Here is a 22,324-nt window from a genome sequence, read left to right on the forward strand (position 1 = left end):
CCTTCCCCGCAAACACCATCCCTGAACCACAAACTGAACTGCAAAGGAACCCATCATGTCCGTCATCACTGAAACCAGGCTCGAGTTCACCAAACTAGGCTCCCGCATCGGAGCTGAAATCCGCGGGCTGGATCTCAGCGCAGATCTCAGCGAGGCCACCATCGCCCAGATCCATGAAGCGTTGAACGAGCACAAGGCCCTCGTCTTCCGGGAAGCAAACGTGCTCGACGACGACGCCCAGGTCCGCTTCGCCAGCCGCTTCGGCCCGCTCACCAACGCCCACCCCACGGTTGCGTCGGTGGACGGAAAGCCGGCGGTTCTCCCGGTGGACAGCGAAAACGGCAGCGCCAACAACTGGCACACCGACGTGACCTTCGTGGTCAACCCGCCCCAGGCCTCCACACTGCGCAGCATCACCCTGCCAACGTATGGCGGGGAAACACTCATCGCGTCCTCTGCCGGCGCGTACCAGGACCTACCGGACGAGCTGCGCAATTTCACGGACACCCTGTGGGCAATTCACACCAATGACTACGACTACTCGGTTCCCAAGAACCTCGAACATGCCAACGCCGAGGAACGCCGCAAAGAGTTCACCCGCGTCCACTTCGAAACCGCCCATCCCGTGGTCCGCGTCCACCCGCTGACGGGGGAGCGGGGCCTGTTCATTGGAGGGTTCGCCCAGCGGCTGCGGATCGTGGGACTGTCCAACACCGAATCCAAAGACATCCTCCGGCTCCTGCAGGCCTACATCACCCGCCCGGAGAACGTGGTCCGGGTGAACTGGGAACCGAACCAGCTGGTCCTGTTCGACAACCGGATCACCCAGCACTACGCCCCGGACAACTACGACGGACAGCCCCGCAAACTGAACCGGGTTACCGTCGCCGGTGACATCCCGGTCGGGGTCGATGGCCGCCACAGCACCGCCATCAAGGGCGACTCGTCCACCTATTCCGAAACCGTTGTCCTGGAAGAGTCTGTTTTTGCCGGGGCGCAGCGATGACCGCCAGGCAGAGGCAGCTTCACCTCAACGCCTTCCTCATGAGCACCGGCCACCATGAGGCGTCATGGCGGCTACCGGAAAGCGACAGCCATGCAGGGACGGACGTAACCCATTTCCAGCGCCTGGCGCAGACAGCCGAACGCGGGAGACTGGATTCTATTTTCTTCGCCGACTCCCCGGTGTTGCACGGCGACGTCACCCAACGACCCTACGGAAGCCTGGAACCCACAGTCCTGCTCGCGGCGATAGCGGCCGTCACGGAACGGATCGGACTCATAGCCACCGCCTCCACCACGTACAACGAGCCGTACAACCTCGCCCGCCGCTTCGCCTCGGTAGATCAGATCAGCGGCGGCAGGGCGGGATGGAACGTCGTCACCACGGCCGGGGACGCTGCGGCGAAGAACTTTTCCCTGACCGGTCAACCTGCGCACGCGCAACGATACGAACGGGCCGCAGAGTTCCTCGACGTCGCCAAGAAGCTGTGGAACAGCTGGGATGATGACGCCGTCGTGGCCGACAAGGCAGCCGGCATCTGGGCGGATAACACCCGGGTGCACCCGGCTAACCATGAGGGCCGGCACTTTCAGGTTGAGGGCGCCCTGGACGTTCCAAGGTCCCCGCAAGGGCACCCCGTGATTGTGCAGGCAGGCTCCTCCGAGAATGGCAAAGACTTCGCCGCCCGCTACGCCGAAGCGGTCTTCACCGCGCACCAGACTCTGGCCGATGCCCAGGCGTTCTACTCCGACCTGAAACACCGCACCGCAGCAACAGGCAGGGACCCGGAATCGATCAAGATCCTGCCCGGCATCGTACCGGTCATCGCCTCAACCGAGCAGGAAGCGCAACGGCTCGAACAAGAACTCGATGACCTCATCCTTCCCGAATACGCCCGCAACCAGCTCGCCGGGGTACTGCGTGTTCCGGCGGAGTCCCTGAAGCTGGACGAACAGTTGCCGGCCGAACTGCCCTCCGAAGACCAGATCGAAGGCGCCAAAAGCAGGTACACCCTGATCGTGAACCTGGCCCGCCGGGAACACCTCACCGTACGACAACTCATTGGACGGCTCGGCGGCGGCCGGGGGCACCGGACATTCGCCGGCACCCCCGAACAGGTGGCGGACGCGATCCAGGAATGGTTCGAAGCGGGCGCCGCGGACGGGTTCAACATCATGCCACCCGTGCTGCCATCCGGACTGGACATCTTCGTGGACCAGGTCGTACCCATCCTCCAGAACCGGGAACTCTTCCGGCGGGAGTACTCCGGACGGACCCTCCGGGAACACTTTGGATTAGACAAACCCGCGGATCTATCCGCCCGGGTACCGCTACCGGTCTAGGTTCAAGAAAAAGAACACGCCCCAGCTTCGGGAGGCAAGCCGAAATGCGAGTCGCCCACCTCATCGTGGAACAGGTTCTAACAAACCGGGAAAGCTCAAACGGAAGAGGAAGAGACTCGCACCAACAGCACCTCCAAAAGCTCGAAAACTGGAGTTCACTTTGGAGGTGCAGCTCAGTAACGCAAGGGACACCGCGGAATATGTCTTCCTGAACCCTACTCTGGGGCTTTTCTAACCAAAACGCTCGAGGCTGGGGTGTGCGGTAACCGAACAACTGGGTGTAGGGGCATGTCCTGTTGGTTGGGGTGCTGTACGCGTTGCGCCGTGGTCAGGTCTGGCTGTAGGGCCATGCGATTTAGGTTTCGTGAGTGTGCTGAAGCTTTCGACCAGATTTTTCGGGCGCTCGTCCTGGACTTTGACATAGTCCAAGATGGATCCGCGGACCCGGTAGGCCAGGCGCCTGACCATGTCGTATTCGGGCCGGATGACGTTTGCGACGCCGAGTTGGTGAGGATTTCGGCGTGCGGTTCGCTGATGGCCTTGGCCCAGATCTGCGGATATTCGAAGGTGAGGAGCCGAGACGTGGTGAGGATGCTTGCCTCAAGATGGGCACCGATGCCTCCTTCATGGTGGTGCAGCATGAAGCACCCCCGCTGATGGTGTCCTGAATTGTGCACGCTGATATCACCGGGCCGGGGATTGCCTGGAGTCTGTGGCGCGGTCCTGGGGCCAGGAAATCCCGTTCCAAGGCGATGGGTTTTAAGCCACCGTTTCTATGCCTCCCTCGCAGGGGCTCCTGCTGAGTGCTGCTGCACCAGTACGCTCAAGCGCTCGGAGCTTGCCCGCAAGGCGTCCAGCTCGCGGCGGCTATATTCATCGACCGCGCCGTGTATCAAATCCGGGAGTTCTGCGTCTGCTCCCTCGTCCACTTCGAACTCGTGTGTAAGCGTGACCTCGGAGCAACCGTGCGCCTGCAGGATTGCCCAGTGACCGCCAAGATGCAGCAAGGGATATTCCAGATCGAGCTGTTCAAATTTGCCCCGGTGCCTGGCAGCGTCGAAGACCCGGTGACAGTGGCTGGAGTTCAAGGCACCGTTCACCACAACGGACGTCCGGAGCTCATGGTCGGCGTCATCACCGCTTACCCGCTCGGAGTACACGGTCAGACCGTCCAGGAACGGCCAGTGGGTTGAGTCCTGCAGCACGGTGAAGATCAGGTCGGCGGGGGCCTCGATGGTAAGCCTGTGGGTTGTCCGGCGCGTGGTTAGCGACACGTCATACACCTCCTCGATTCAATGGGAAACATTCAGCAATCTAAGCCAGCCCGGCCCCGGTGCGCGGGTTTTCGTCCTCTTGCGTCATGACAGGAAATCAGGGGTAACACTAGGTCCCGTAGTCGGCCCTTACCTGGTCACCGGATGAGGCCCGGCTGTCTTGTACTCTTCGATTGCTGGCAGTGCCTTGAACCGCGCTCCCTAAGTCCGGACAACCACTAACCGATCTTGCCCTGGTCCTTCCCCAGAAGTGCCAAACGAACGACCACGCCATTCAGCACCGATAACGGATTGTCAGGTCGGGTCCCGAAGCAATCAGCAGAGGCGCTTGAAGTCGGGGGGCATGGAACAGCGAGAAGCGCTGTCAGCCCAGGACTTGATTACCTCATGATGCGAATCGTGAACGCAGGTTGCCTTGGGCGTCAGTCCGTTTCACCACCGGTTGAACCCCACGCAAGCGGGTGGTTGGTTGGAGTCACCGGTTTCGAAAGGAAAAGAACATGACGGAACACTTCGATCTCAGTCAGCAGCGCCTGCGCCATATCCTGGGTCACTTCGCCTCCGGGCTGACCGTCATCACCGCGGCCACGGACAACGGTCCCGCCGGCTTCACATGCCAGTCCTTTTCTTCCCTTTCACTGGAACCGCCGCTGGTGACCTTCTGCCCGGCCCGCAGCTCCAGTACCTGGCCCCACCTGCGCCGCGCCAACCGTTTCACCGTAAATATCCTGCCGGCCGGACACCAGCACCTGGCTGCCCAGTTCGCCCGCTCCGGTACCGATAAATTCGCCGGCGTGGAATATTCGGCTTCCCCGCTGGGCAACCCCATACTGAATCAGTCGCTCGCCTGGGTGGACTGCGAACTACATGAAGAGTATGACGGCGGCGACCACACCATTGTGGTCGGTGCTGTCCGCGCCCTGAAGGCCCGGGAAGCGGCCGAACCGCTCCTCTTCTACAAGGGCAACTACATCAACGGTCCGCAGCTCCGCGCCGGCCGGCTGGAAAGCGTGGCATGACGTCTGCCGCACCCGACACCTCCCAGCGGAAGCGCCGCCCGACCAAGACGGCAATCGTCGACACGCGGCGTCGCGGCGAGCACTACCAAGCAAGCCGACACCAAGGGCATCTTCGACCTGACAGCACACAAAGAGCGGAAACTACTGCCGATAATTTCCAGGTATGAATAGCACCGCTATGCCGTTGTTGCCACCAGAACTGACACGACAGCAGTCCTTCCCACACAAGACCGACCTGGAGGATGAGCTCTACGACGCTCCTAAGCGCCGGGCTTCGACATGCTCCTGCATGCCCTATCGGTAGCCCGGGACCACGAGACCGTGCCGTCACCGGTCCGATCTTCGACGCGGCCTACGAATACATTCGCCGCAAAATGCTCGCCGGAAGGGCTCTCCCATGAGCCGCCTGAACAGCACCGACCGCACAGAGGATCTCATCCCGCTGCGCGAGGCCACCAAAGCATGGTTCAAGATCTCCCTGCAGACCTTCGGCGGCCCGGCCGGGCAGATCGCCTGATGCACCGGTCCCTTGTGGAGGAGAATCGCTGGATCGGGGAACGGCGTTTCCTGCACGCCCTGTCCTACTGCACGCTGCTGCCCGGCCCCGAGGCCCAGCAGCTGGCCATCTACATCGGCTGGCTGCTCAACGGCGCCCGCGGCGGGCCGATCGCTGGAACGCTGTTCGTCCTGCCCGGTGTCGTAGCACTGCTGGCACTCTCGGCCACTTATGCCGCCTTCGTGGACACGGGCGTCGTCACCGCCCTGTTCACCGGCCTGGCCGCCGCGGTCCTGGCCATCGTCGCCCAAGCGGTTATTAAAGTCGCCAAACGCGCCCTCGCCCTGCACCACCGGGCCCTCGTGCCCTCGCCGTCGCCGCGTTCGTGGCCCTGGCCGTTTTCCACGTGCCTTTCCCCGCGGTGGTTGCGGCCGCGGCCCTCACTGGGTGGACCATAAGACGGGTACGGCCCGGGATTATGGCCGCCCCGGCGTCGAAACAGACAGCTGACGGGCCGACACCGATAATCGCCGACGACGCCCTGCATCAGTCCAGGCCTTCCGCCCGGCGGGCCCTGCTCGTGCTGGGCGCAGGGATCCCGCTGTGGCTGGCCCCCGTCGGGCTAGCGGCGTTGCTCACCGGCCCGGGCAGCGTGTTCACGCAGCAGGGCCTGTTCTTCTCCGGCACCGCCTTGGTCACTTTCGGCGGGGCCTACGCGGTCCTGGCCTACGTCGCCCAGCAGGCCGTCGCCAGCTACGGCTGGCTGACCCCCGGGGAGATGGTGAAGGGCCTTGCCCTGGCCGAGACCACCCCCGGCCCCCTGATCATGGTCGTGCAGTTCGTGGCGTTCCTTGGCGCCTTCCGCGACCCCGGCACCCTCGACCCCTGGGTCGCCGCGGTGCTCGCCTCACTGCTGACCACCTGGGTGACGTTCGTTCCCTGCTTCCTGTTCATCTTCCTCGGCGCACCGTACGTTGAACGCCTGCGTGGAAACAAGTCCCTTTCCGCGGCCCTGACCGGTATTACCGCCGCTGTCGTGGGCGTGATCGCCAACCTCGCCGTCTACTTCGCCGTCCACACCTTCTTCACTACAACCACAGCCCTGATCTGGGGACCGAACCACCTTGACGTGCCAGACATCGCCAGCCTGCACCCGACCGCTGTCCTGATCTCGATCGCTGCCATGTTCATGATCTTCAAGCTCAAGTGGAGCGTCCTGCGCACCCTCGGCGTCTGTGCCGCCGCCGGCCTCGCATCCGGTCTCCTCTAAATCCGCCCCAAACACGTTGCCTTAATGTCACCCTGGTAAAGCCACCGGTGCGTCTCCGGTTCGCGCTTAAAGCCCTCGATAAAGAACTCCACTCTTGAGAGAGGGAACTTCAGCCGGTCTTGCTAAAAAAGACAAGGGCCTCGTGCAACCCTCACGGCGTCGCTTCCTCGGTTTCAATGCCGATTAGTGGATATTCGGTCAAGTAGCCTGAGGACCTACCCAAGCCCAAAGAGGATACGGTACCCGCCGGATCTGGCGGGGTTCGGAGACGTCGTGTCGCCGAAATGTCGGCTGTCAGAATAACGTCCAATTCCAACTCATTGACAGTGACTCGATGAGGCTTTCAGATCCCATCCTGACAACCCGGGGGGAGGAAATTGAGGGGGCGGTCCGTCCCGCGGAGGCGAAAGAGCCGAAATGTGGGGCTTGGTGGGGATTCGTTTGGGGGCAGGGGATGGCGAAGTCACCTCGCTCGGCTCGGGACGTTTCCGAGAACAAGGCCCCAGCTCCGACGATGGGAAAATCCTCCCTGGTCAGGCGAGTGCGGCGTCAGGTTGGGGTGTAGTCCACGTACCATTAGGGGCCTTCAAGGTTCTGCGCGACATAATGTTGCCGCACACCGTGACGGAAACTGGCTATGCGCTGTCATTCTCCTTGGACAACAGTCTCTGCGCGCTTCCGATGATGTGATCCTTCACCCGCTCCTTGATCAGCTCCTTGTCGTTTGAGCGAAAAGCGTCCACGAGCTCCTGATGCTCCTGGGGAATGTCTTGAATAGCACTGTGGCGGGCAGACAGCTTATAAATCTGCATCCTGATTCGCGGCTGGACGTTGTTCCAGATCTGTAGGGCGTGAGTAGAGTCAGCAGAGCGAACAAGCAGTTCGTGAAACTTCAGGTCAAGCTCATTAACATCCTGGAGAACGCCGACATCGGCAGCGCGGCGCATCTGGTCAACGATGCTTTGCAGACCAGTCAGTGTTTCCTCTTGGGTATCGATTTGAACCGCGGCATAGGTTTCTATTGCAAGGCGGCGGCGCACCCAAGGATCGCCGCTCCGGTGAGGACCTTCTTGCGGGGGAAACGGCTGGCCAGGAACGCTGCGGTTGCTGCTCCAATCAGGGACCCTGATTGCATGATGAGGGTGAACCAAAGGCTGGTGTTTACGGCGTAGCCCCGGGAGACCAGAATGGTTGGCATCAGGGTCAGCATTGAGATCTGGGCTGCGTAGGACATGCACACGGCGATGCAGAGCAGGACGGTCCGTTTCAAGAGCCTGCCGCGCAGGGCATCCTTCCAGTGGCCCTTGGACTCTATGACCGCCGGTCCAGGAACGGCTGTGATATAGACTTCGGGATTGTCGATCCGTCCTGACAGCTTGCCCCGGGCGAGCCGGGTGATGACCATGTTCGCTTCATCGAGCCGGCCCTGTGAGGCCAGAAAACGGGGAGTTTCCGGCACATACCGCCGGAAGAACATGACCAGCAGTGCCGGAATAAGGAGCAGGCCGAAGATTCAACGCCACTTGTCCGGGCCGTCGAAGAGGGTGAAGACCAGGATGCCGAAAGCGGGGGCCAGCATGTTACCAAGGCCTGCGGCGGTGACGTTGATGAGCCCTACAGCGGTGCCGCGGTGCTTGGCTGCGAAGAACTTGGCCATCATGATCACGGCGACGGCGATCTCGCCTCCGAGTCCGAAGCCAACGATGAACCGTCCCGCGGCGAGGACCGGGTAGTTCGGTGCCACGGCACAGAGCAGTGAACCCCCCGCGAAGATGATGAGATTGATGACCAGCGTGTTGCGGCGGCCGTACTTGTCGACAATGAGTCCGGTTGCCACGCGCCTGAGTGCTGTGGCGGTGAACGTCATGGTATTAAACCGGGCCAGTGATGCCGACAGCGTTCTGTTCCAAGGCATTAAAAAATACCCCGAGCAAAATCATCAGCACAATCTGGCGGTGTGCACCTGTAACCCCGATACGCTGATACGCGCCTTCGATTTGTTTAGCGAGGGTGGTCTTGGTGCTCCCAGCCTCTGATACCCCCATGCGGAACCCGATCCTGCGTTACCTTTGGTTTTGGTTTTTCGCCACCTGCATCGTCGCAGCAATGAACGCGTCCATCACCTGAAACTGTGCCGGCCGCGAACCCGCGTCCCAACGTAGGCTATTCGGCCGGGTACTGCTGTTTCCGTAGTACCCATGCCAGGTGGGCTGCGTTGCGGGCGAGTCCAGCGTTGGTGGAAGCAACTGGGTCGGGTACTTTGTCGAGGTCTTTGAAGTCCACGGTTTGCATGGCTTCACCGACCCAGTAGGTTGCACCCTGGGCGGGGATGGTGAAGCCGATGTCGTTCAGACCCTGCATCATGTCGGCGATGGTTTTGTGGGCGCCGTCCTCGTTTCCGACGACGGCGATCGTGGCAACTTTCCCGTACATGATGGGCCTGCCCTGGTCGTCGGTTTCGGACAGGTCAGCGTCGAGGCGTTCCATTACCTGTTGGGCGACGCTGCAGGGGTGGCCCAACCAAATGGGCGTGGACAGGACGAGGATGTCCGCGGCGAGGATTTGTTCCCGGATGGAAGGCCATTGATCACCGTTGCCCATGTCGATCTGCACGCCGCGTTTAACGTCGTAGTCCACTACCCGCAGGCAGGAAGTGCTGACCCCGTTTTCTTCGAGTGCGTCCAGGATATGCCGGGCCATGAGCTCGCTGCTCGAAGGCTTCGGGCTGGGGGTAAGGGTACAGACTACAGACGATGGCGATGGCAGTGAGGTCGATCATTGATGGTTCCCTTCCATGGCAGTGGCCGTCCTGCCGCATCCGGAAGAGGAGCAAAGACGTGACGGGACTCCCGGTCCGCAGGTGGCAGGCCTAACGCAGCAGTACACCACACGAAAGAGTTCGGCACCATGATTGACGGCAGAGACCTTTGAAAATGGTCATGCGGATGGATCAGGGGCCTGGGCGGGAGCGAAAAATTCCAGGGCCACTCCGTCGGGGTCTTTGAAGCTCAGTACTGTTCCATAGGAAGCAGTTATCAGGCCGCTGTGCTGTACGCCCATGCTGTCGAGGTGAGCTTCCCATTCTTCAAGCTGGGCGATCCCGGCGACGGAGAATCCGACGTGGTCAAGGCCGGGATTCTGTTCATCGAACGTGCCGAGGCCTTCTGAGGGCCGGTGTTCTGTCAGTCCCAGGCCAAGGCCGCCGGCAAGGGTGAATTTTCGGCGGACAAAGGGGCCGTCGTTCATGGTGCTGCTGGGCTGCACCCCCAGCAGCACTGCGTAGAAAGCGGCACTCTTTTCGACATCGGTCACCGTTAGAGCAAAGTGGTCAAGTCCGGGCAGCGAAGGCATGGTGTTTCCTTTCATGGCAAGATTTCCAGCTTGCGCAGGTGAAGTTGTGAGAGTTCTGCAGGGCTTGCGTTAGCGGATATCGCTCTTGACCCGGATCCAATGGACTTTCCGTTGTTTTGCGGTAGCTTTCCACCAGGCACGTCGGATTCTGTTGGTCAGGCCAATTCCGCTGTTGGCCTGCTTGGTTGGATGAAGGTGCCTGTTCCCTGGTGGAGCATCCTTCGGCCGAGGCCGCCGTCTGCCCAAACCCATACGACGGAATTGTCCGGCATTACGGCGTCCACCGTTCCGGATCCTTTGATGCCTTCGGCAATGAAGCTGACGTGCTCACCTACTTCAAGGCGGTCCTTCCGCCGCTTCCGGATTCGGGAGCCCTTGTGGGCAGTAGCAGCATCCCCCTGGTTCGAGCGGTCACCGGAGGGTTGCTGGCCGTATTCCTCCTTGGTTGTTTCGAAGCTGCTGGGGCTGGTGAGAGCTTCAGGCTGTGCCGCCTCCGTCGGGGTTTCGGTGACATTCACCGTTTCCGGAAGGTTGTGGTCCATACTCATTCCTTTCAGAGGAGGCATAGAAGACCCCTCTTTTTTAGCCGAGAAAGGTGTGCAGGCCGGCAGTGCAAGCCCTGGTTGTGGAGTTGCACTGCCGGCCGTGGGAGGACGGTCCGCTCAAAAAGCGTTTGCTAGTGGGGTTCGCCGTCGGACCTTGATGCGATTTTTACTTCGTTTCCGTTGCAGTCGATGAGTTTTCCGTTTTCGTAGCGGTCGCCGTGTTCGAGGCATGCCAGGTCTTCTTCTTTAATGACCCGCCCGGTGCCGGCGACGAAGACGGACTGGTTTTCGGAGTTGCCGGCTTTGAGGTGGTTGAAGAGCAGGTTCAACAGGATGGCCATGACTGCGGCGGAGCTGATGCCGGAGTGGAAGATGGTGGCGAACCAGTCGGGGAACTTGTCGTAGAAGGCCGGCGCGGCGATAGGGATCATGCCGAAGCCGATGGAGGTGGCGACGATGATCAGGTTCATGTTGTTCTTGTATTCCACCTTTGCCAGGGTGCGGATGCCGCTGGCGGCGACGGTGCCGAACAGGACGATGCCGGCTCCTCCCAGGACTGCTGTGGGGACCGCGGCGACGACGCGGCCCAGGACGGGCAGAAGCCCAAGGATCACGAGAATGACGCCGCCGGCGGCTACGACGTAGCGGCTCTTGATTTTGGTGACGGCGACCAGGCCAACGTTTTGGGCGAACGCGCTTTGGGTGAAGGATCCGAAGACCGGGGCGATGAGGCTGGAGCCCATGTCCGCGCGCAGGCCCGCTGCGATGCGCTTGGAGTCGACTTTGGTTCCGACGATTTCGCCGACAGCCAGGATGTCGGCCATGGTTTCGGTCAGGATGACCAGGACGACGATCAGCATGGAGATGATCGCTGCGATCTCGAAGGTGGGGGCGCCGAGGTGGAACGGGGTCGGGAACGCGGCAATCGGCCCTTGCCCGACCTTGGAGAAGTTCGCCATGCCGGTGGCGACAGCCACCAGGGTTCCGATGACCATGGCCAGCAAAATCGAGAGCCGGGAAATGGTCGCGTTGCCGAGCTTGCTCAGGACGAGAACGAGGACCAGGGTGATTGCGGCGAGACCGATGTTTTCAATGTTGCCGTAGTTCTCAGCCCTTCGGTTGCCGCCCATGGCCCAGTTGGCCGCGACCGGCATCAGGGTCAGGCCGATGGTGGTGATGACGGTGCCGGTGACCACCGGCGGGAAGAACCGCACGATTTTCGAGAAGACCGGGGCGATCAGAAGGCCGATGGCGGCTGAGACGATGACTGCGCCGAAGACGGACTGGATTCCTCCGCCGGTGGTGACGATGGCGACCATTGTTGCCACGCCGGCGAAGGATACGCCCTGGACCAGGGGCAGTTGGGAGCCGAAGAACGGGATGCCCACGGTCTGCAGGATGGTGGCGAGCCCGCCCATGAAGAGCGCGGCCGCGATCAGGATACCGATGTCGGCAGGGGGCAACCCTGCAGCCTGGCCGACGATGAGCGGGACGGCAACGATGCCGCCGTACATGGTCAGGACATGCTGGAAGCCGTACGCGAAACTGCTTCCGATGGGCAGCCGTTCGTCCTCGGGGCGGGTTGATTGCTGGCCTTTGCCGGCGACGGCGGTGGCGGATTTCCTTTTGATGTTCATGGCAGACTTTCCTGGTTCATGGCAGACGTCTTCGTCTGGCTAACGTTGTCTGGCTAACAAGTGCATAGGTGGCTGAAGGGGCCGAAGGGTTCTCTTGGGTGCCTTCGACCGCTGCGACGAGGGATGTGTGGTTCCTGAAGGTGGCGGGGCCCTCCGCTGATCCGGAGGGCCCCCGGGTGGCTGCCGGGTGCAGTCGGCGGTTTTAGCAGAAGCCGGCGATGCCGGACCAGGCGGCAGGAGCCGCGGTTGCGTCATCGCGCTGGACGGTGGCCTCGATCAGGCCGTACGGGCGGTCAGCTGCGTAGAAGACCTCGTTGGGGTTGTCCAGGCCGAACGGTGTGAGGTCGACCAGGAAGTGGTGCTTGTTGGGCATGGAGAACTTGATCTCGTCGATCTCGCTGTGGGCTTCGAGGACCTTGGCGCCCATGTCGAACAGGGTCTGCTGCAGGGCGTGGGAGTACTTCTCGGTGAAGCCTTCGAGCAGGAGCGCCTTGACGTCCTCGTAGCTCTTGTTGAAGTCCAGGGCGCTGAAGTCGGTCCCGGTCTTGAAGCGCCAGCGGGCGGAGACGTCCGTAGCCAGAATGCGGTCCGTGGTTTCCTGCAGAGTGGTGTAGCGGTCCCGCGGATAGCCGACAAAGCCGGACTGCGTGGACTTCAGGACCGTGAGGTCCTTGAGCCCGGAGATGAGGTGCTCAGTGGCGCCGTCGCGGACCAGGACCGCGGTGCGGACTTCCTGGCCGTTGCGGACGAACGAGTGGTCGTGTTCGCTGCCGTGCGCCTGGATGCGGTTCCAGGCGTACGACTGGGCTTCCCAGCGGCCGCCGGTGACCCAGTCGAAGCTGGAGGTGAAGTGCTCGCCGAGGCGCAGCAGGAAAGCTTCGGGTGAGCCGACGCCGTCGCGGGCAAAGGCGTAGATGGTGTTTTTCTGGGTGTCCGTGGCCACTACGTGGGCGTTGTCGCCCTCCAGGTGGGCAGCGGTGAAGTCGCCGCGCAGCTGCGAGGTGACGTTGAGGTCTTCAATTTCGTGGCGGTCGCTGTCTCGGGTGATCTTGACGACCCGGACCTCGGCCTTGCCGTACTGGTTTTCGCCGAGGATGATCTTGCTGCTCATAGCCGTTTACTCAACTTTCGTAATGCGGAAAAATTATTCCAAAATACAAATAGGTATGCGTTACCCATGGCTTATGATCTAGTCCGCCCACAAAAAAAGCCGACATCGATCGATGCCAGCTCATTACGACCCTGCCTGCTGCTCTCAGGTCACGTGACTTACATCACGTAGTAAGAAAATGGTACCTGCCGCTGGCCCCGGTGTATAGGGGCGAGGCTCTTCACTGATTATGACTGAGTGCGGTGGCGCTTCTCAGGCTCCTGTCGGCCTCGGTGCGGCATAGGCCAGGAGAGGCGGCACTTGTTCTGGGCTCAACTTTTCTCGAGGATGCTGAGGGTCCGGTAGATCGTGGTGTGAATGGGCGCTGGGATGCCGTGGTGTTGTGCGATCCTCACGACCGTTCCGTTTTGTTCGTCGAGTTCGGAGGGGCGACCCGCGGCGAGGTCCCGTTGCATCGAAGCGGTGCTGTCCGGGGTGAAGGCATCATATTGCGACATGGTGATTTGGATGTCAGCTTCGGTCAGGTTTGCCCCGGCCGCCCTTCCGACTGCAGCCACTTCCGCCATCGCATCCTGGACGAGTCTGCGGGTGTGAGGGTGGCTGCGGACCTCGCCGACAGGCTTGCGGCACAGGGCGCCGACGCCGCCGTAGGAGGTGATGAGCATGAACTTCCGCCACATGTCCGTGCTGATGTCGCTGGAAACCGTCGCTGTGATACCTGCGCCATCCAGCACAGCCTTCAGATCACGGACGCGGGACGTAGCAGCGCCGTCGAGTTCGCCGAGTGTGACAGCCGGTTGTCCGCCGACATGATGAACATGCCCTGGCTCCACCAGGTAGGAGATGATCATGCACACCCCGCCCAGGGCGTGCCCGGCACCCACGGCCCGGTGTATCTGTTCGGCTGCCGTCACCCCGTTCTGAAGGGGGAGAACCGGCGTGTTCTTGCCCAGGAGCGGACCGGCAGCAGTCATCGCGTCATGCACTTGTCCTGCTTTGCAGGCCAGGATGACCGCCTCACACCCACCGATCGATTCCGCATCCGTTGCCACCCCGGCCAGGGCAACCGTGCTGTCCTGCCCGTCACCGGTTGTCAGCCGCAGTCCTTGAACGGTAAGGGGCTGCACGTGCCGGGGTGTGGAAAGGACATGCACTTCATGCCCGGCAACGGTGAGGGCGGAGGCGAAGTACGCCCCGACTCCTCCGGCTCCGATGATCCCGATTCTCATGATGACTTCCGCCTTTCCTTGATGAACCCGCTGAGCGTGACCGTCCCGCGGGCACTGGTGCATTTGGGTCTGATGGCCAGAATGAGCGTCGCGAGGATGATGAGTGCTCCTATGATTTGCCCGGGAGTAAGGGTTTCATTCAGTAGTGCCCATCCACACAGGGTTGCGACCAGGGGGCTGAGGAGCCCGAGGAGTGCTGTTGTTGATGCCGGCAGCAGATGGATCCCCCGGAACCAGAGAATGTAGGCGAGGGCCGTGCCAATAAGTCCCAGATACAGGTAACCCATGAAGTTCAGCATAGAAAGGCTTGATGGGGGAGCCCCCTCCAGGAGGATTGTGACCGGAGTCAGAAGCAGTCCACCGGCAATGAGCTGCCAGGACGTGGAGGCGATGAGGTTCTGCGGCGGCCCCCACTTCTTGGTCAGGACGACCCCGGCTGCCATCGCGAGTGCTCCGCCCAGCCCGGCCGCGACACCCAGTCCGTCCAGGCGGCTCTGAGCCTGAAGTACTAGGAGCCCAACCCCGGTCAGCCCGGCAATGCCGGCAAAAACCTTGCCCGGTGTCAGCTTTTCGCTGATCCACACCGACGCGAGGAGGGCAACGAGCAGCGGCTGGACGGCGCCGACCATGGCAGCCACCCCGCCCGGCAGGCGGTAGGCGGCAATGAAAAGCAAGGCAAAAAAGACCCCGATATTCAGCATCCCCAAAACGCAGGACCTCCACCACCAACTATTCGATGGCAGGCGCCTGACCAGGGCAAGCATCAGCAGTCCGGCCGGCAGGGATCGAAGGACCGCGGCCAGCAGCGGCCGGTCCGCCGGCAGGAGTTCAGCGGTGATGATGTAGGTCGTTCCCCAGGCGCAGGGAGCGGCGGCGGTCAGAGCCACAACCATCCATTTATTGCTAAGCACTTAGCTAAGCTAGCTTAGCGCTTAGCAAAAAGCTAGAGTGATGGAATGACGGATCATGTCGAGGCGGTCCTTGCGCAGTGGCGACGCGAGCGTCCGGACCTGGACGTGTCGCCGATGGCCGTCATTGGACGGATATCGCGGGTAGCCAAGCAGGCCGACGATCATCTGGCCAGGAACTTTGCCGATCACGGGCTGGACCGGGCCTCTTTCGACGTCCTGGCAACGCTGCGCAGGTCCGGAGAGCCCTTTACCCTTGCCCCTAAGGATCTGGCCGGAAGCACCATGGTCACCTCCAGCGCCGTCGCCCAACGCCTGAACAAATTGGAGGCTGACGGTCTGGTTGTCAGGGAGCCCAGCGAAGCCGACGGCCGCGGCAAAAAGGTCCACCTTACCGATGTCGGTAGACGTCTTGTCGATGCTGCCCTTCCGCATCACCTGGCAACCGAGGAGGAGCTGTTGGCACCGCTCACTAAAAGGGAGCGGAGGCAGCTCGCTGACCTTCTGGCAAAACTGGACCAGCACCGCTGAACTCCGCACTAATCCCATAGCATTCGCCCTCCACCGGCGACGCATTGTCCTGCAGGAAAAAGGTGCAGGGTGTTGAACAGTGCGGGCAGTCGGTCGTGGACTCCTAGCCATGCCCGGCTGCCCGCAGCACCCCCACCGCTCGTAGCTCTGGCCCATCACCCTATGGTGCGTGAACGGCCCACCAGGACGGCCAAGAGACACAGGATTACCATGCACCCCGCTGCGAGGAGCAACGGAAGTTCGAAACTACCTGTCGCGTCGTAGAGCAGGCCGAAAGCCACAGGTCCTGCCCTGCGATGGCGTAACCCCCGGATTGCGCCATCCCTGGGAGACCCGCGGCCTGGGCGTGGTTGGTGGTCCGAAGGCTGAACAAGGAAAGGGCAATAACGATGAGACTGCCGCAAGCAAGCGCTGCGCAAATGACCCACAGCAACATCAGGTCCGGAACCCTTGCCAGTCCCAGGAAAGCGGTCAGTGCCAGCAGGCTGCCGGTGAGTCCTACAGCGCGCTGGTCCGACAGGCGCATCATGACTGCTCCAGTTCCGAGGCTGGCGCCTACACCCACCAGCAGGAAGAGCGCCATGTGCAGGCCGGCAGTACTATCAGACACTCCGTGGCTCCGCTCAATAGTGGGCAGCCACGCATTCAACACGTAATAGGTCAATGACTGGTCCTACCGCCCCCAGACAAATGGAAAGATCGAACGCTTTCACAGAACTCTCGCCGATGGATGGGCATTCAAGCGCTTCTACGCCACGGAATCAGCCCGCAGAAACGACCTCCTTGCCTGGCTACACCACTACCACACAGCAATCGGAGGCCATCCACCAACCAGCCGATTAACTAACCTCCCTGAGCAGTACAGCTAGGAAAAAGGTAACGGGGCACATCAGTGAGCAGCCACGGGTGTGGCAGCTGAGGCGTCGACGAGTCCCTGAAGCGACGCTCGCGTGGTGACGAGCGAGGCGATCCTAGCGTCATATTCGTTGAGGTGCTCGACAAGGACGGGCACAGTGCAGGGGTCGAGGCGGCCGGGTTCGTGTACGCAGTCCATCAGGTCACGGATGATGCGGATGGGCAGTCCTGCAGCAAGCAGTTCACGTATGTACAAGACCTGTTGAATGGCGCTGTTTTCGAACAGCCTCTGTTTGGTCGAGGACCGCTGTGCCGGAAGTATTCCTTGATTCTCGTAGTAGCGCAGCAGCCTGGCACTGACCCCGGTACGTGCTGAGAGATCTCCAACCCGGAGCAACCCGTCGGATTTTGCCTTTGTCACTAGTGTCAACTCCTACATTCGTAAGCATGATCTCCAAAACGTGCTTCAACGGTAAGCCTGCCACCGCCGACGACCTTGCCCCGCTGGCGTTCGCGGGATACGCGCACTTCACTGCCATGCAACTTCGCGATCGAGCAGTGCGAGGGCTTGATCTCCATCTCGACCGCCTGCGCAATGCGAGCGATGAGCTCTTCGGATGTCACCTGCCAGACAAAAAGATCCGCGAACTCCTGTCGTCGGCCGTAACCTCAACTCCACCCGATGTCACCTTAACTGTCTTCGTAAGCTCTCGACCCGGGGAGTTCATGCGGACGCACGGGAAAGTCGAGCTTGACGTGCTCACAAGAGTCACGGACCCGGTCATGCCATCAGCTGAGCCCCCAACCCTTGACGTCGTCATGCACTCCCGGCACCTTCCACATGTCAAACATGTAGGCGAAGTCGCGAAGACACAATTTCTCCGCCGCGCCAATAAGCGCGGCTTCGATGACGCTATATTCGCCGATGCCTCTGGATATCTCAGCGAAGCAACAATATGGAACCTTGCGTTTTGGGACGGGCGATCGCTGATCTGGCCCAAGGCTGACGTACTCCCCGGGATCACCATGCAGATCGTGAAGCGCCAACTGTCCGCCCGCAACATCAAGCAGGTCAGTCGCCGAATCCGTACCGCCGATCTGACCGAGGACCTCGCTGGCGCCGTGATGAACTCGTCGAATCCGGGAATCCCGATCGCACGCATTGGTGACTTTCCGCTGAGGGGACAGTCCGATGAGCTGACTCGCATCCTGCACGAAGCATATGCGTCCGAGATACCTATCACCCTGTGAGTCAGCCGACTGCCCTCGTGCCCCGAGACCGAACGTTGCAGAAAACAAGCTTGTCAGAGGGCTCAAAACGGGGCCAAGACCCTATTGCAGCTTCTTGGTGGCACCGACGTTAGGATCCATCCAAACCTCGTACTTCGACTCGGCCTCGTACAGTGTGCGGTGCCGGGCTCCCTGCGGTTCCAGCCAGACTATTGAAGAATCTGGCATAGCAGCGTCTACTATGCCCCTGGCAATAGCCTTGCCGTCTTTTCTGATTTCTACCGGGAGCCCGACTAGGCCATGCCATGCAAAGCTTTTTTCCATGCGCACTCACTCCAACTTTTTACTGAACGGTCATTTTCTCAAGGCAAAATACTGAGCGCCCTGGCGTTGCTCAGGCGTCACTGTGTAATCGGGCAGCTTGGTTGGATAGGGGTCGGTGGGCTTTGGGAACTGCATCATTGTTGCGTCCAACGCTGGGTGGCACAGGACGGCGAAAATCAGAAGTAGCACTCATTGCGTCGGAGGTAATCCAGCGTGACGAAGCGGGTACGGCAGGTGCTGGCAACAGAGACGGTTACATCGTTATGGAGCCCTACGGTTTGCAGAGTCACGCGCTGATTGGTGTCGCTGAAATGAACCTGGCTGGTGAGTTCCGGCGCTCCGGGCCGTCTCGCCTGGCGTAGCAGGTCATCAAGGGTTCCAGCGCCGGTTTTGAACAGGGCTTCAACCTGGGTCATCACCGCAGCGGAGGGCAAGGGTGGCCGTGGGTGCGCTGCCAGGACATCCACGCCGATGCGCCCCGGTCCGATGGCGACGGCAACCGTTCCCTGGTGATGGGACCATGACACATCAAGGTTGCCGGTGTTAGGAATGCGCGGCCGCCCGTGCCGGCCCCCACAGTGATCGCATAGCTGATGTATCTCAAGAGCCGAAGCTGGGACACCCCGCAGGTGTCCCATTAAAAGAAGAGCAGCTCTGCGGACGGCGGTGAAGTCTTCACGATCCTGCGCCCTGGCGAGCCGGCCGCGCCGTTCCGCGTCGGCCTCATCCAGCGGTGGCCCGTCGATAAGCTTCAGCACGTCGTGACTTCGTGCAACAGCGGTGAAGGCGTCCCCCAACGTCACCTTCACCGCCCTCACCGGATCATCTGGCGGCCGCCAGTGGAACGCGGTGAATCGAATGACCAAAGACATACTCAAGGTCATCGACGCACTTCAGGAGGAACGCAGGAGTCAGCCCGCACAGGTTGACGGAGGGGTCTGCACCCAGGGCAACAGTAAGTTCCTGAGATCCGATGAGCGAGCCGTAGGACGGCTCCTCCGGCCGTGAAAAACCTTCCAGCAGCGGCAGCACCGAAGCGCGCTTGTCGTCCCTGCCCAAGGCATTCAGGGCCACCGTGAACCTAGCGAACCAGTCAGCGTAGGACCCAATCCGGGTCAGCGGTACGCCCATATCAATAAGCCAGTCCACTATTGTGTCCAAGGACACGCCATCATCAAACGGGTTGACCAAGTGGTAGGTGGAAAAGGGCCTGTCCCGGCGTTGGGATGACAGGGAAGAGATAGCTGCAGCAACGACATCGACGGGCAGCCCGTCGTAGTGGGCGCGGTCGCCGTCGTGGCTGTAGAAGGATCCAGGCGCGAGTCCTGTCCGGACCAGGCTGTACAGCAGCCGTGTAAAGGTGTCGGGAACGTTGATCTGTCCCCGGTACTCGGAATGCGCCAGGATCATACTGGACCTGATGACGGTGACGGGCAGGTTGTATCTGTCGTGGGCGTCACGCAGGAGGACTTCCCCCGCCCACTTTGTTGCCGCATAGCCATCGACAATGCCGCCGGTTGTTTCAATCTCCGGAAGTGCCTGGCGGATGTCTGAGGGCTCATCCAGTGGAGCTGCAGGTCCGGTCAGGAGCGCCGTGGCGATGCTGGACATGAACGTCACAGGCTTCAACGTACCCGTCAGAGCCAGGCGGATGATGCCGGCGGTACCGCTGACGTTGGAGGCGAAAAGCTCCCGGTACGGAAGAGCGTGGTTGACCATCGCCCCCGCGTGGATGATGCTGGTGATGTTGTCACAGAGCTGCTCCCATACCGGGCCACCGAGCCCCAACCGGTCTTCGGAGATATCACCGGCGATGACATCGAGATTGGCGCTGAGCGCATCGAATTCAGCAAGCAGAGACTCGGTTGTGGAGAACGTCTTTCGTAGGCGGGTTCGTGCCGCAGCATCGTCACTGGCCCGGATCAGGCAGGTCACCCGGTGACGGGTGCCGGCAAATTCACGCAATTTTTGTAGACACAGAAAGCGGCCCAGGTAGCCGCTGGCACCGGTAACCAAGACTGATTGTGCGGCCCCTGGCATGGCCGGCTCGCCGGGGGCAGGAAGTTCATCTTCAAAGAACCTAGGGAGTACCAGGTCAGCCGCCAGGAGGCGGCTGGCTTCAGCACCGTGGATCTGTTCAAAAGACACTGTGTCACGGCGACCCGAGGACGAGGAGCGTTTGGCGTCGATGTACCCGGCCAGTTGCCCGATCGTATAGGACTCGCTGGCAAGGGTGTCCACAGGCACGCGGATGCCATAAATCTGTTCAAACAGCCGGGACAGGTAGACCGCGGTGAGTGAGTCTCCGCCAAGGTCACGGAACTTGGCGGCTAAAGCGATGTCTTTCACATCGCTTTGCAGGGACACAGCGATCGCGGTGCGCACAGTGGACTCAGTCTCATCGGCAGCACCGTGGGCCACCAGCCAGTCCAGGAGTACATCCTGGCTTGCCTTCATCTCTTGGTACAGGGCAGTGAGCCTGGGCCGGTACTTTTCGGTCAGGCGGGGCCGTACAGGCTTCCGGTGGTCCGAGAGCAGCCCGTTGGCTTCGCTAAAGGGCTCGAAATCCACGAGGACCGCAGCCGGGATCTCATAGGAGTTTAGACTCTCGTCAGCGGCGGTGCTCCTGAGTTCGCGTAGGATCCTCTTTTGGATGGCTGCCTCATCGTCATTGAGTTCAGCCCGCAGATCTTCGGAGGGGACGACGACACCAACGATGGAGGACTGGTCGCTTTCCCCGTAGAGGAAGACTTGGCGGACGACGTCGCTTCCGGCTGCGTACCTGGCCTCCAGTGATGGTAGCGCGACGAATTCTCCCTGGGAGAGTTTGATGATGGCGTTCTTGCGGTCGATGATCCGCACTCGGCCCTCGGGATCGACCGCGGCGATGTCTCCAGTGCGGTAGTAACCGTCTCCGGTGAAGATCTCAGCATTGAGTTCGGGGCGGTTGTAGTAGCCGGGCACCGTCGAAGTGCTCATGATGAGCAGCTCTCCACGAGCATCGGGCCGATCGGAGGAGAAGTACCCGAGCTCCGGGACGTCCTGGAGCCGGTAGTCGATGACTGGGGGACGCAGGAACCGGCCGTCGGCGAGGACGCCGCCGATCTCGGTCGTGCCATAGAGCTCGTGCAGCTCGATGCCGAGCAGGGATTCCATGAAGCTTTTCAACTCTGCCGACACCGGAGCCGAGGTGCAGCTGGCCCACTGGACCTTGCCGCCCAGGATGTTTTCGCGCATGTCCGCCAGCACGATCGAAGCATCGGCGTCGTGGAGCCGGCCCTGGTATTCCTGGTGCAGGAGTTCACAGACCCTGGGCACCAGGGACAGCTCAGTGGGCCGGGCCAGGCTGAGGTCCTCAAAGAAGCTGGACAGGTTGGTCGTGGACGCAAAGCAGGTCACCCCGCCACGGGCCAGAGTGTTTCTGATCGAGGAGTGGCCGGCCACGTGGCTCATGGGCATGTAGTGGAAGTTGGCGATGTCGGCTGCTTCGGCGAAAAACTCCGACCAGCCTTCCCCGCCCCACATCTCCGCGACCAGTCGCTGGGTGTACATCGCACCCTTGGGTGTGCCGGTGCTGCCCGAGGTGTACAGCAGCATCGCCAGGGCATCATCGGAGCTGATCTGTTCGGGGTCCGGCACGAAGCCGTCGCCGCCCAGGTCAATGGCCAGCGTCTCCGGCCGGAGCGAGACCTCCTTGGCCAGGGCTGAAACAGCATCCCGGTGTCCGGTGTCGCCACCGCGGTAGTCAAGAACGATGAGCCGCTCGAGATGAGGGTGCGCAGCCACGAGCAGCGCAGCGCGTTCCAGTAGGCCCACCGTGACGGCCAGGGTACGTGGGCTGGTTTCGGTAATGACCGCACTTTGCTGGTCAAAGGTGCCACTGGTCTGCAGCGGGACCGTTGTAATGCCGGCAAGGTTGCAGGCGAAGTCAACGGTTGTGTAGTCGACCCCGGCGTGTCCCAGCATTGCGACGCGTTCCCCGGGCCTAACAGGGGTGTGGTCGGGAGCACTGCCCTGCAGCTGGTTTGCTACCGCCGCCACCCTCCAGCCAAGTGCCCGGTAGGAGAGGGTCTCGAATGTATCCAGGACACGGTTGTCCATGTGGTTGAGCTGGTCGTTAGTCAAAGGGATGTTCCGACGCTCAGCCAGCGCCGGACGATCTCCGAAATGTGCGAAGGCTGACATCATTCTGGTCTTG

Annotated in this window: 20 protein-coding genes and 3 pseudogenes; 8 read left to right on the top strand and 15 right to left on the bottom strand. The window is 61.4% G+C overall.

Annotation, left to right across the window (positions count from 1 at the left end; genetic code table 11):
- The first annotated feature begins 55 nt into the window (after positions 1–55).
- The 3 genes from FDW84_RS00950 to FDW84_RS19140 all read left to right on the top strand — a co-directional run bounded on the left by FDW84_RS00950 (position 56) and on the right by FDW84_RS19140 (position 3,014).
- Positions 56–1,006 carry a TauD/TfdA dioxygenase family protein gene (locus FDW84_RS00950; RefSeq protein WP_138605662.1) on the top strand — a complete coding sequence of 317 codons (951 nt, stop codon included), beginning with the start codon at positions 56–58 and terminating at the stop codon, positions 1,004–1,006.
- A complete protein-coding gene (locus tag FDW84_RS00955; RefSeq protein ID WP_138605664.1) occupies positions 1,003–2,346 on the top strand; it encodes an LLM class flavin-dependent oxidoreductase in 1,344 nt (447 codons plus the stop codon). The genes FDW84_RS00950 and FDW84_RS00955 overlap by 4 nt, the downstream gene beginning before the upstream one ends.
- Positions 2,347–2,867: 521 nt before the next feature.
- Positions 2,868–3,014, top strand: coding sequence for a hypothetical protein (locus FDW84_RS19140; RefSeq protein ID WP_171046597.1), 147 nt, complete (start codon positions 2,868–2,870; stop codon positions 3,012–3,014).
- A gap of 105 nt (positions 3,015–3,119) precedes the next feature.
- Here the strand turns inward: FDW84_RS19140 and FDW84_RS00965 are convergent, their stop codons facing one another.
- Positions 3,120–3,620, bottom strand: a complete 501-nt coding sequence (locus FDW84_RS00965) for an SRPBCC family protein (protein WP_138605666.1) — start codon at positions 3,618–3,620, stop codon at positions 3,120–3,122.
- A gap of 500 nt (positions 3,621–4,120) precedes the next feature.
- Here FDW84_RS00965 and FDW84_RS00970 point away from each other — a divergent pair, with 500 nt between their 5' ends.
- Positions 4,121–4,639, top strand: coding sequence for a flavin reductase family protein (locus tag FDW84_RS00970; protein ID WP_138605668.1), 519 nt, complete (start codon positions 4,121–4,123; stop codon positions 4,637–4,639).
- Positions 4,640–5,036: 397 nt separating this feature from the next.
- A pseudogene (chrA, locus tag FDW84_RS00975) lies at positions 5,037–6,405 on the top strand (chromate efflux transporter).
- Between the two features lie 635 nt (positions 6,406–7,040).
- On the opposite strand, the gene FDW84_RS00980 reads toward chrA, so the two are convergent.
- The 10 genes and pseudogenes from FDW84_RS00980 to FDW84_RS01020 form a co-directional block, all read right to left on the bottom strand.
- On the bottom strand, positions 7,041–7,445 hold the full coding sequence (locus FDW84_RS00980; RefSeq protein WP_240721302.1) for an FCD domain-containing protein: 405 nt from the start codon (positions 7,443–7,445) through the stop codon (positions 7,041–7,043).
- Positions 7,424–8,320: pseudogene (locus FDW84_RS00985) on the bottom strand (MFS transporter). The gene FDW84_RS00980 and the pseudogene FDW84_RS00985 overlap by 22 nt, the downstream one beginning before the upstream one ends.
- On the bottom strand, positions 8,277–8,450 hold the full coding sequence (locus FDW84_RS19575; protein WP_240721303.1) for a hypothetical protein: 174 nt from the start codon (positions 8,448–8,450) through the stop codon (positions 8,277–8,279). The pseudogene FDW84_RS00985 and the gene FDW84_RS19575 overlap by 44 nt, the downstream one beginning before the upstream one ends.
- 118 nt (positions 8,451–8,568) lie before the next feature.
- Complete coding sequence (locus FDW84_RS00990) at positions 8,569–9,105, bottom strand: flavodoxin family protein (RefSeq protein ID WP_138605670.1); 537 nt, start codon at positions 9,103–9,105, stop codon at positions 8,569–8,571.
- Positions 9,106–9,342: 237 nt separating this feature from the next.
- Positions 9,343–9,756, bottom strand: a complete 414-nt coding sequence (locus FDW84_RS00995; protein WP_138605672.1) for a VOC family protein — start codon at positions 9,754–9,756, stop codon at positions 9,343–9,345.
- 155 nt (positions 9,757–9,911) lie between these two features.
- A complete protein-coding gene (locus tag FDW84_RS19580) occupies positions 9,912–10,298 on the bottom strand; it encodes a hypothetical protein (RefSeq protein WP_240721304.1) in 387 nt (128 codons plus the stop codon).
- Positions 10,299–10,432: 134 nt separating this feature from the next.
- Positions 10,433–11,938 (bottom strand): nucleobase:cation symporter-2 family protein, encoded by a 1,506-nt coding sequence (locus FDW84_RS01005; RefSeq protein WP_138605674.1) that lies wholly within the window; start codon positions 11,936–11,938, stop codon positions 10,433–10,435.
- A gap of 202 nt (positions 11,939–12,140) precedes the next feature.
- Entirely contained in the window at positions 12,141–13,049 is a 909-nt protein-coding gene (gene pucL / locus FDW84_RS01010) for a factor-independent urate hydroxylase (protein ID WP_138605676.1), read from the bottom strand.
- 311 nt (positions 13,050–13,360) lie between these two features.
- Entirely contained in the window at positions 13,361–14,278 is a 918-nt protein-coding gene (locus FDW84_RS01015) for a 2-dehydropantoate 2-reductase (RefSeq protein WP_171046598.1), read from the bottom strand.
- Positions 14,275–15,189 (bottom strand): EamA family transporter, encoded by a 915-nt coding sequence (locus FDW84_RS01020; RefSeq protein ID WP_240721305.1) that lies wholly within the window; start codon positions 15,187–15,189, stop codon positions 14,275–14,277. Before FDW84_RS01020 ends, FDW84_RS01015 begins: the two co-directional genes overlap by 4 nt.
- Positions 15,190–15,234: 45 nt before the next feature.
- Here FDW84_RS01020 and FDW84_RS01025 point away from each other — a divergent pair, with 45 nt between their 5' ends.
- Entirely contained in the window at positions 15,235–15,717 is a 483-nt protein-coding gene (locus FDW84_RS01025) for a MarR family winged helix-turn-helix transcriptional regulator (protein ID WP_138605682.1), read from the top strand.
- Between the two features lie 205 nt (positions 15,718–15,922).
- Here the strand turns inward: FDW84_RS01025 and FDW84_RS01030 are convergent, their stop codons facing one another.
- On the bottom strand, positions 15,923–16,327 hold the full coding sequence (locus FDW84_RS01030) for an MFS transporter (protein WP_138605683.1): 405 nt from the start codon (positions 16,325–16,327) through the stop codon (positions 15,923–15,925).
- A 64-nt stretch (positions 16,328–16,391) separates the two neighbouring features.
- Here FDW84_RS01030 and FDW84_RS01035 point away from each other — a divergent pair.
- A pseudogene (locus tag FDW84_RS01035) lies at positions 16,392–16,586 on the top strand (integrase core domain-containing protein); the annotation flags it as partial.
- 20 nt (positions 16,587–16,606) lie between these two features.
- Here the strand turns inward: FDW84_RS01035 and FDW84_RS01040 are convergent.
- Positions 16,607–16,993 (bottom strand): MerR family transcriptional regulator, encoded by a 387-nt coding sequence (locus FDW84_RS01040; RefSeq protein ID WP_240721306.1) that lies wholly within the window; start codon positions 16,991–16,993, stop codon positions 16,607–16,609.
- Between the two features lie 26 nt (positions 16,994–17,019).
- On the opposite strand from FDW84_RS01040, the gene FDW84_RS01045 reads away from it, so the two are divergent.
- The gene (locus FDW84_RS01045; RefSeq protein WP_138605685.1) at positions 17,020–17,823 is read left to right on the top strand and encodes an aminotransferase class IV; all 804 of its coding nucleotides are present in this window, start codon (positions 17,020–17,022) and stop codon (positions 17,821–17,823) included.
- 479 nt (positions 17,824–18,302) lie between these two features.
- Here the strand turns inward: FDW84_RS01045 and FDW84_RS01050 are convergent, their stop codons facing one another.
- Both FDW84_RS01050 and FDW84_RS01055 read right to left on the bottom strand, forming a co-directional pair.
- Positions 18,303–18,929 carry a hypothetical protein gene (locus tag FDW84_RS01050; RefSeq protein ID WP_138605687.1) on the bottom strand — a complete coding sequence of 209 codons (627 nt, stop codon included), beginning with the start codon at positions 18,927–18,929 and terminating at the stop codon, positions 18,303–18,305.
- Positions 18,930–18,948: 19 nt separating this feature from the next.
- Entirely contained in the window at positions 18,949–22,251 is a 3,303-nt protein-coding gene (locus FDW84_RS01055) for a thioester reductase domain-containing protein (protein WP_171046599.1), read from the bottom strand.
- Positions 22,252–22,324: the final 73 nt, after the last annotated feature.

The sequence above is a fragment of the Pseudarthrobacter sp. NamE5 genome (genome assembly GCF_005796225.1).
In the GTDB taxonomy this organism is placed as follows: domain Bacteria; phylum Actinomycetota; class Actinomycetes; order Actinomycetales; family Micrococcaceae; genus Arthrobacter.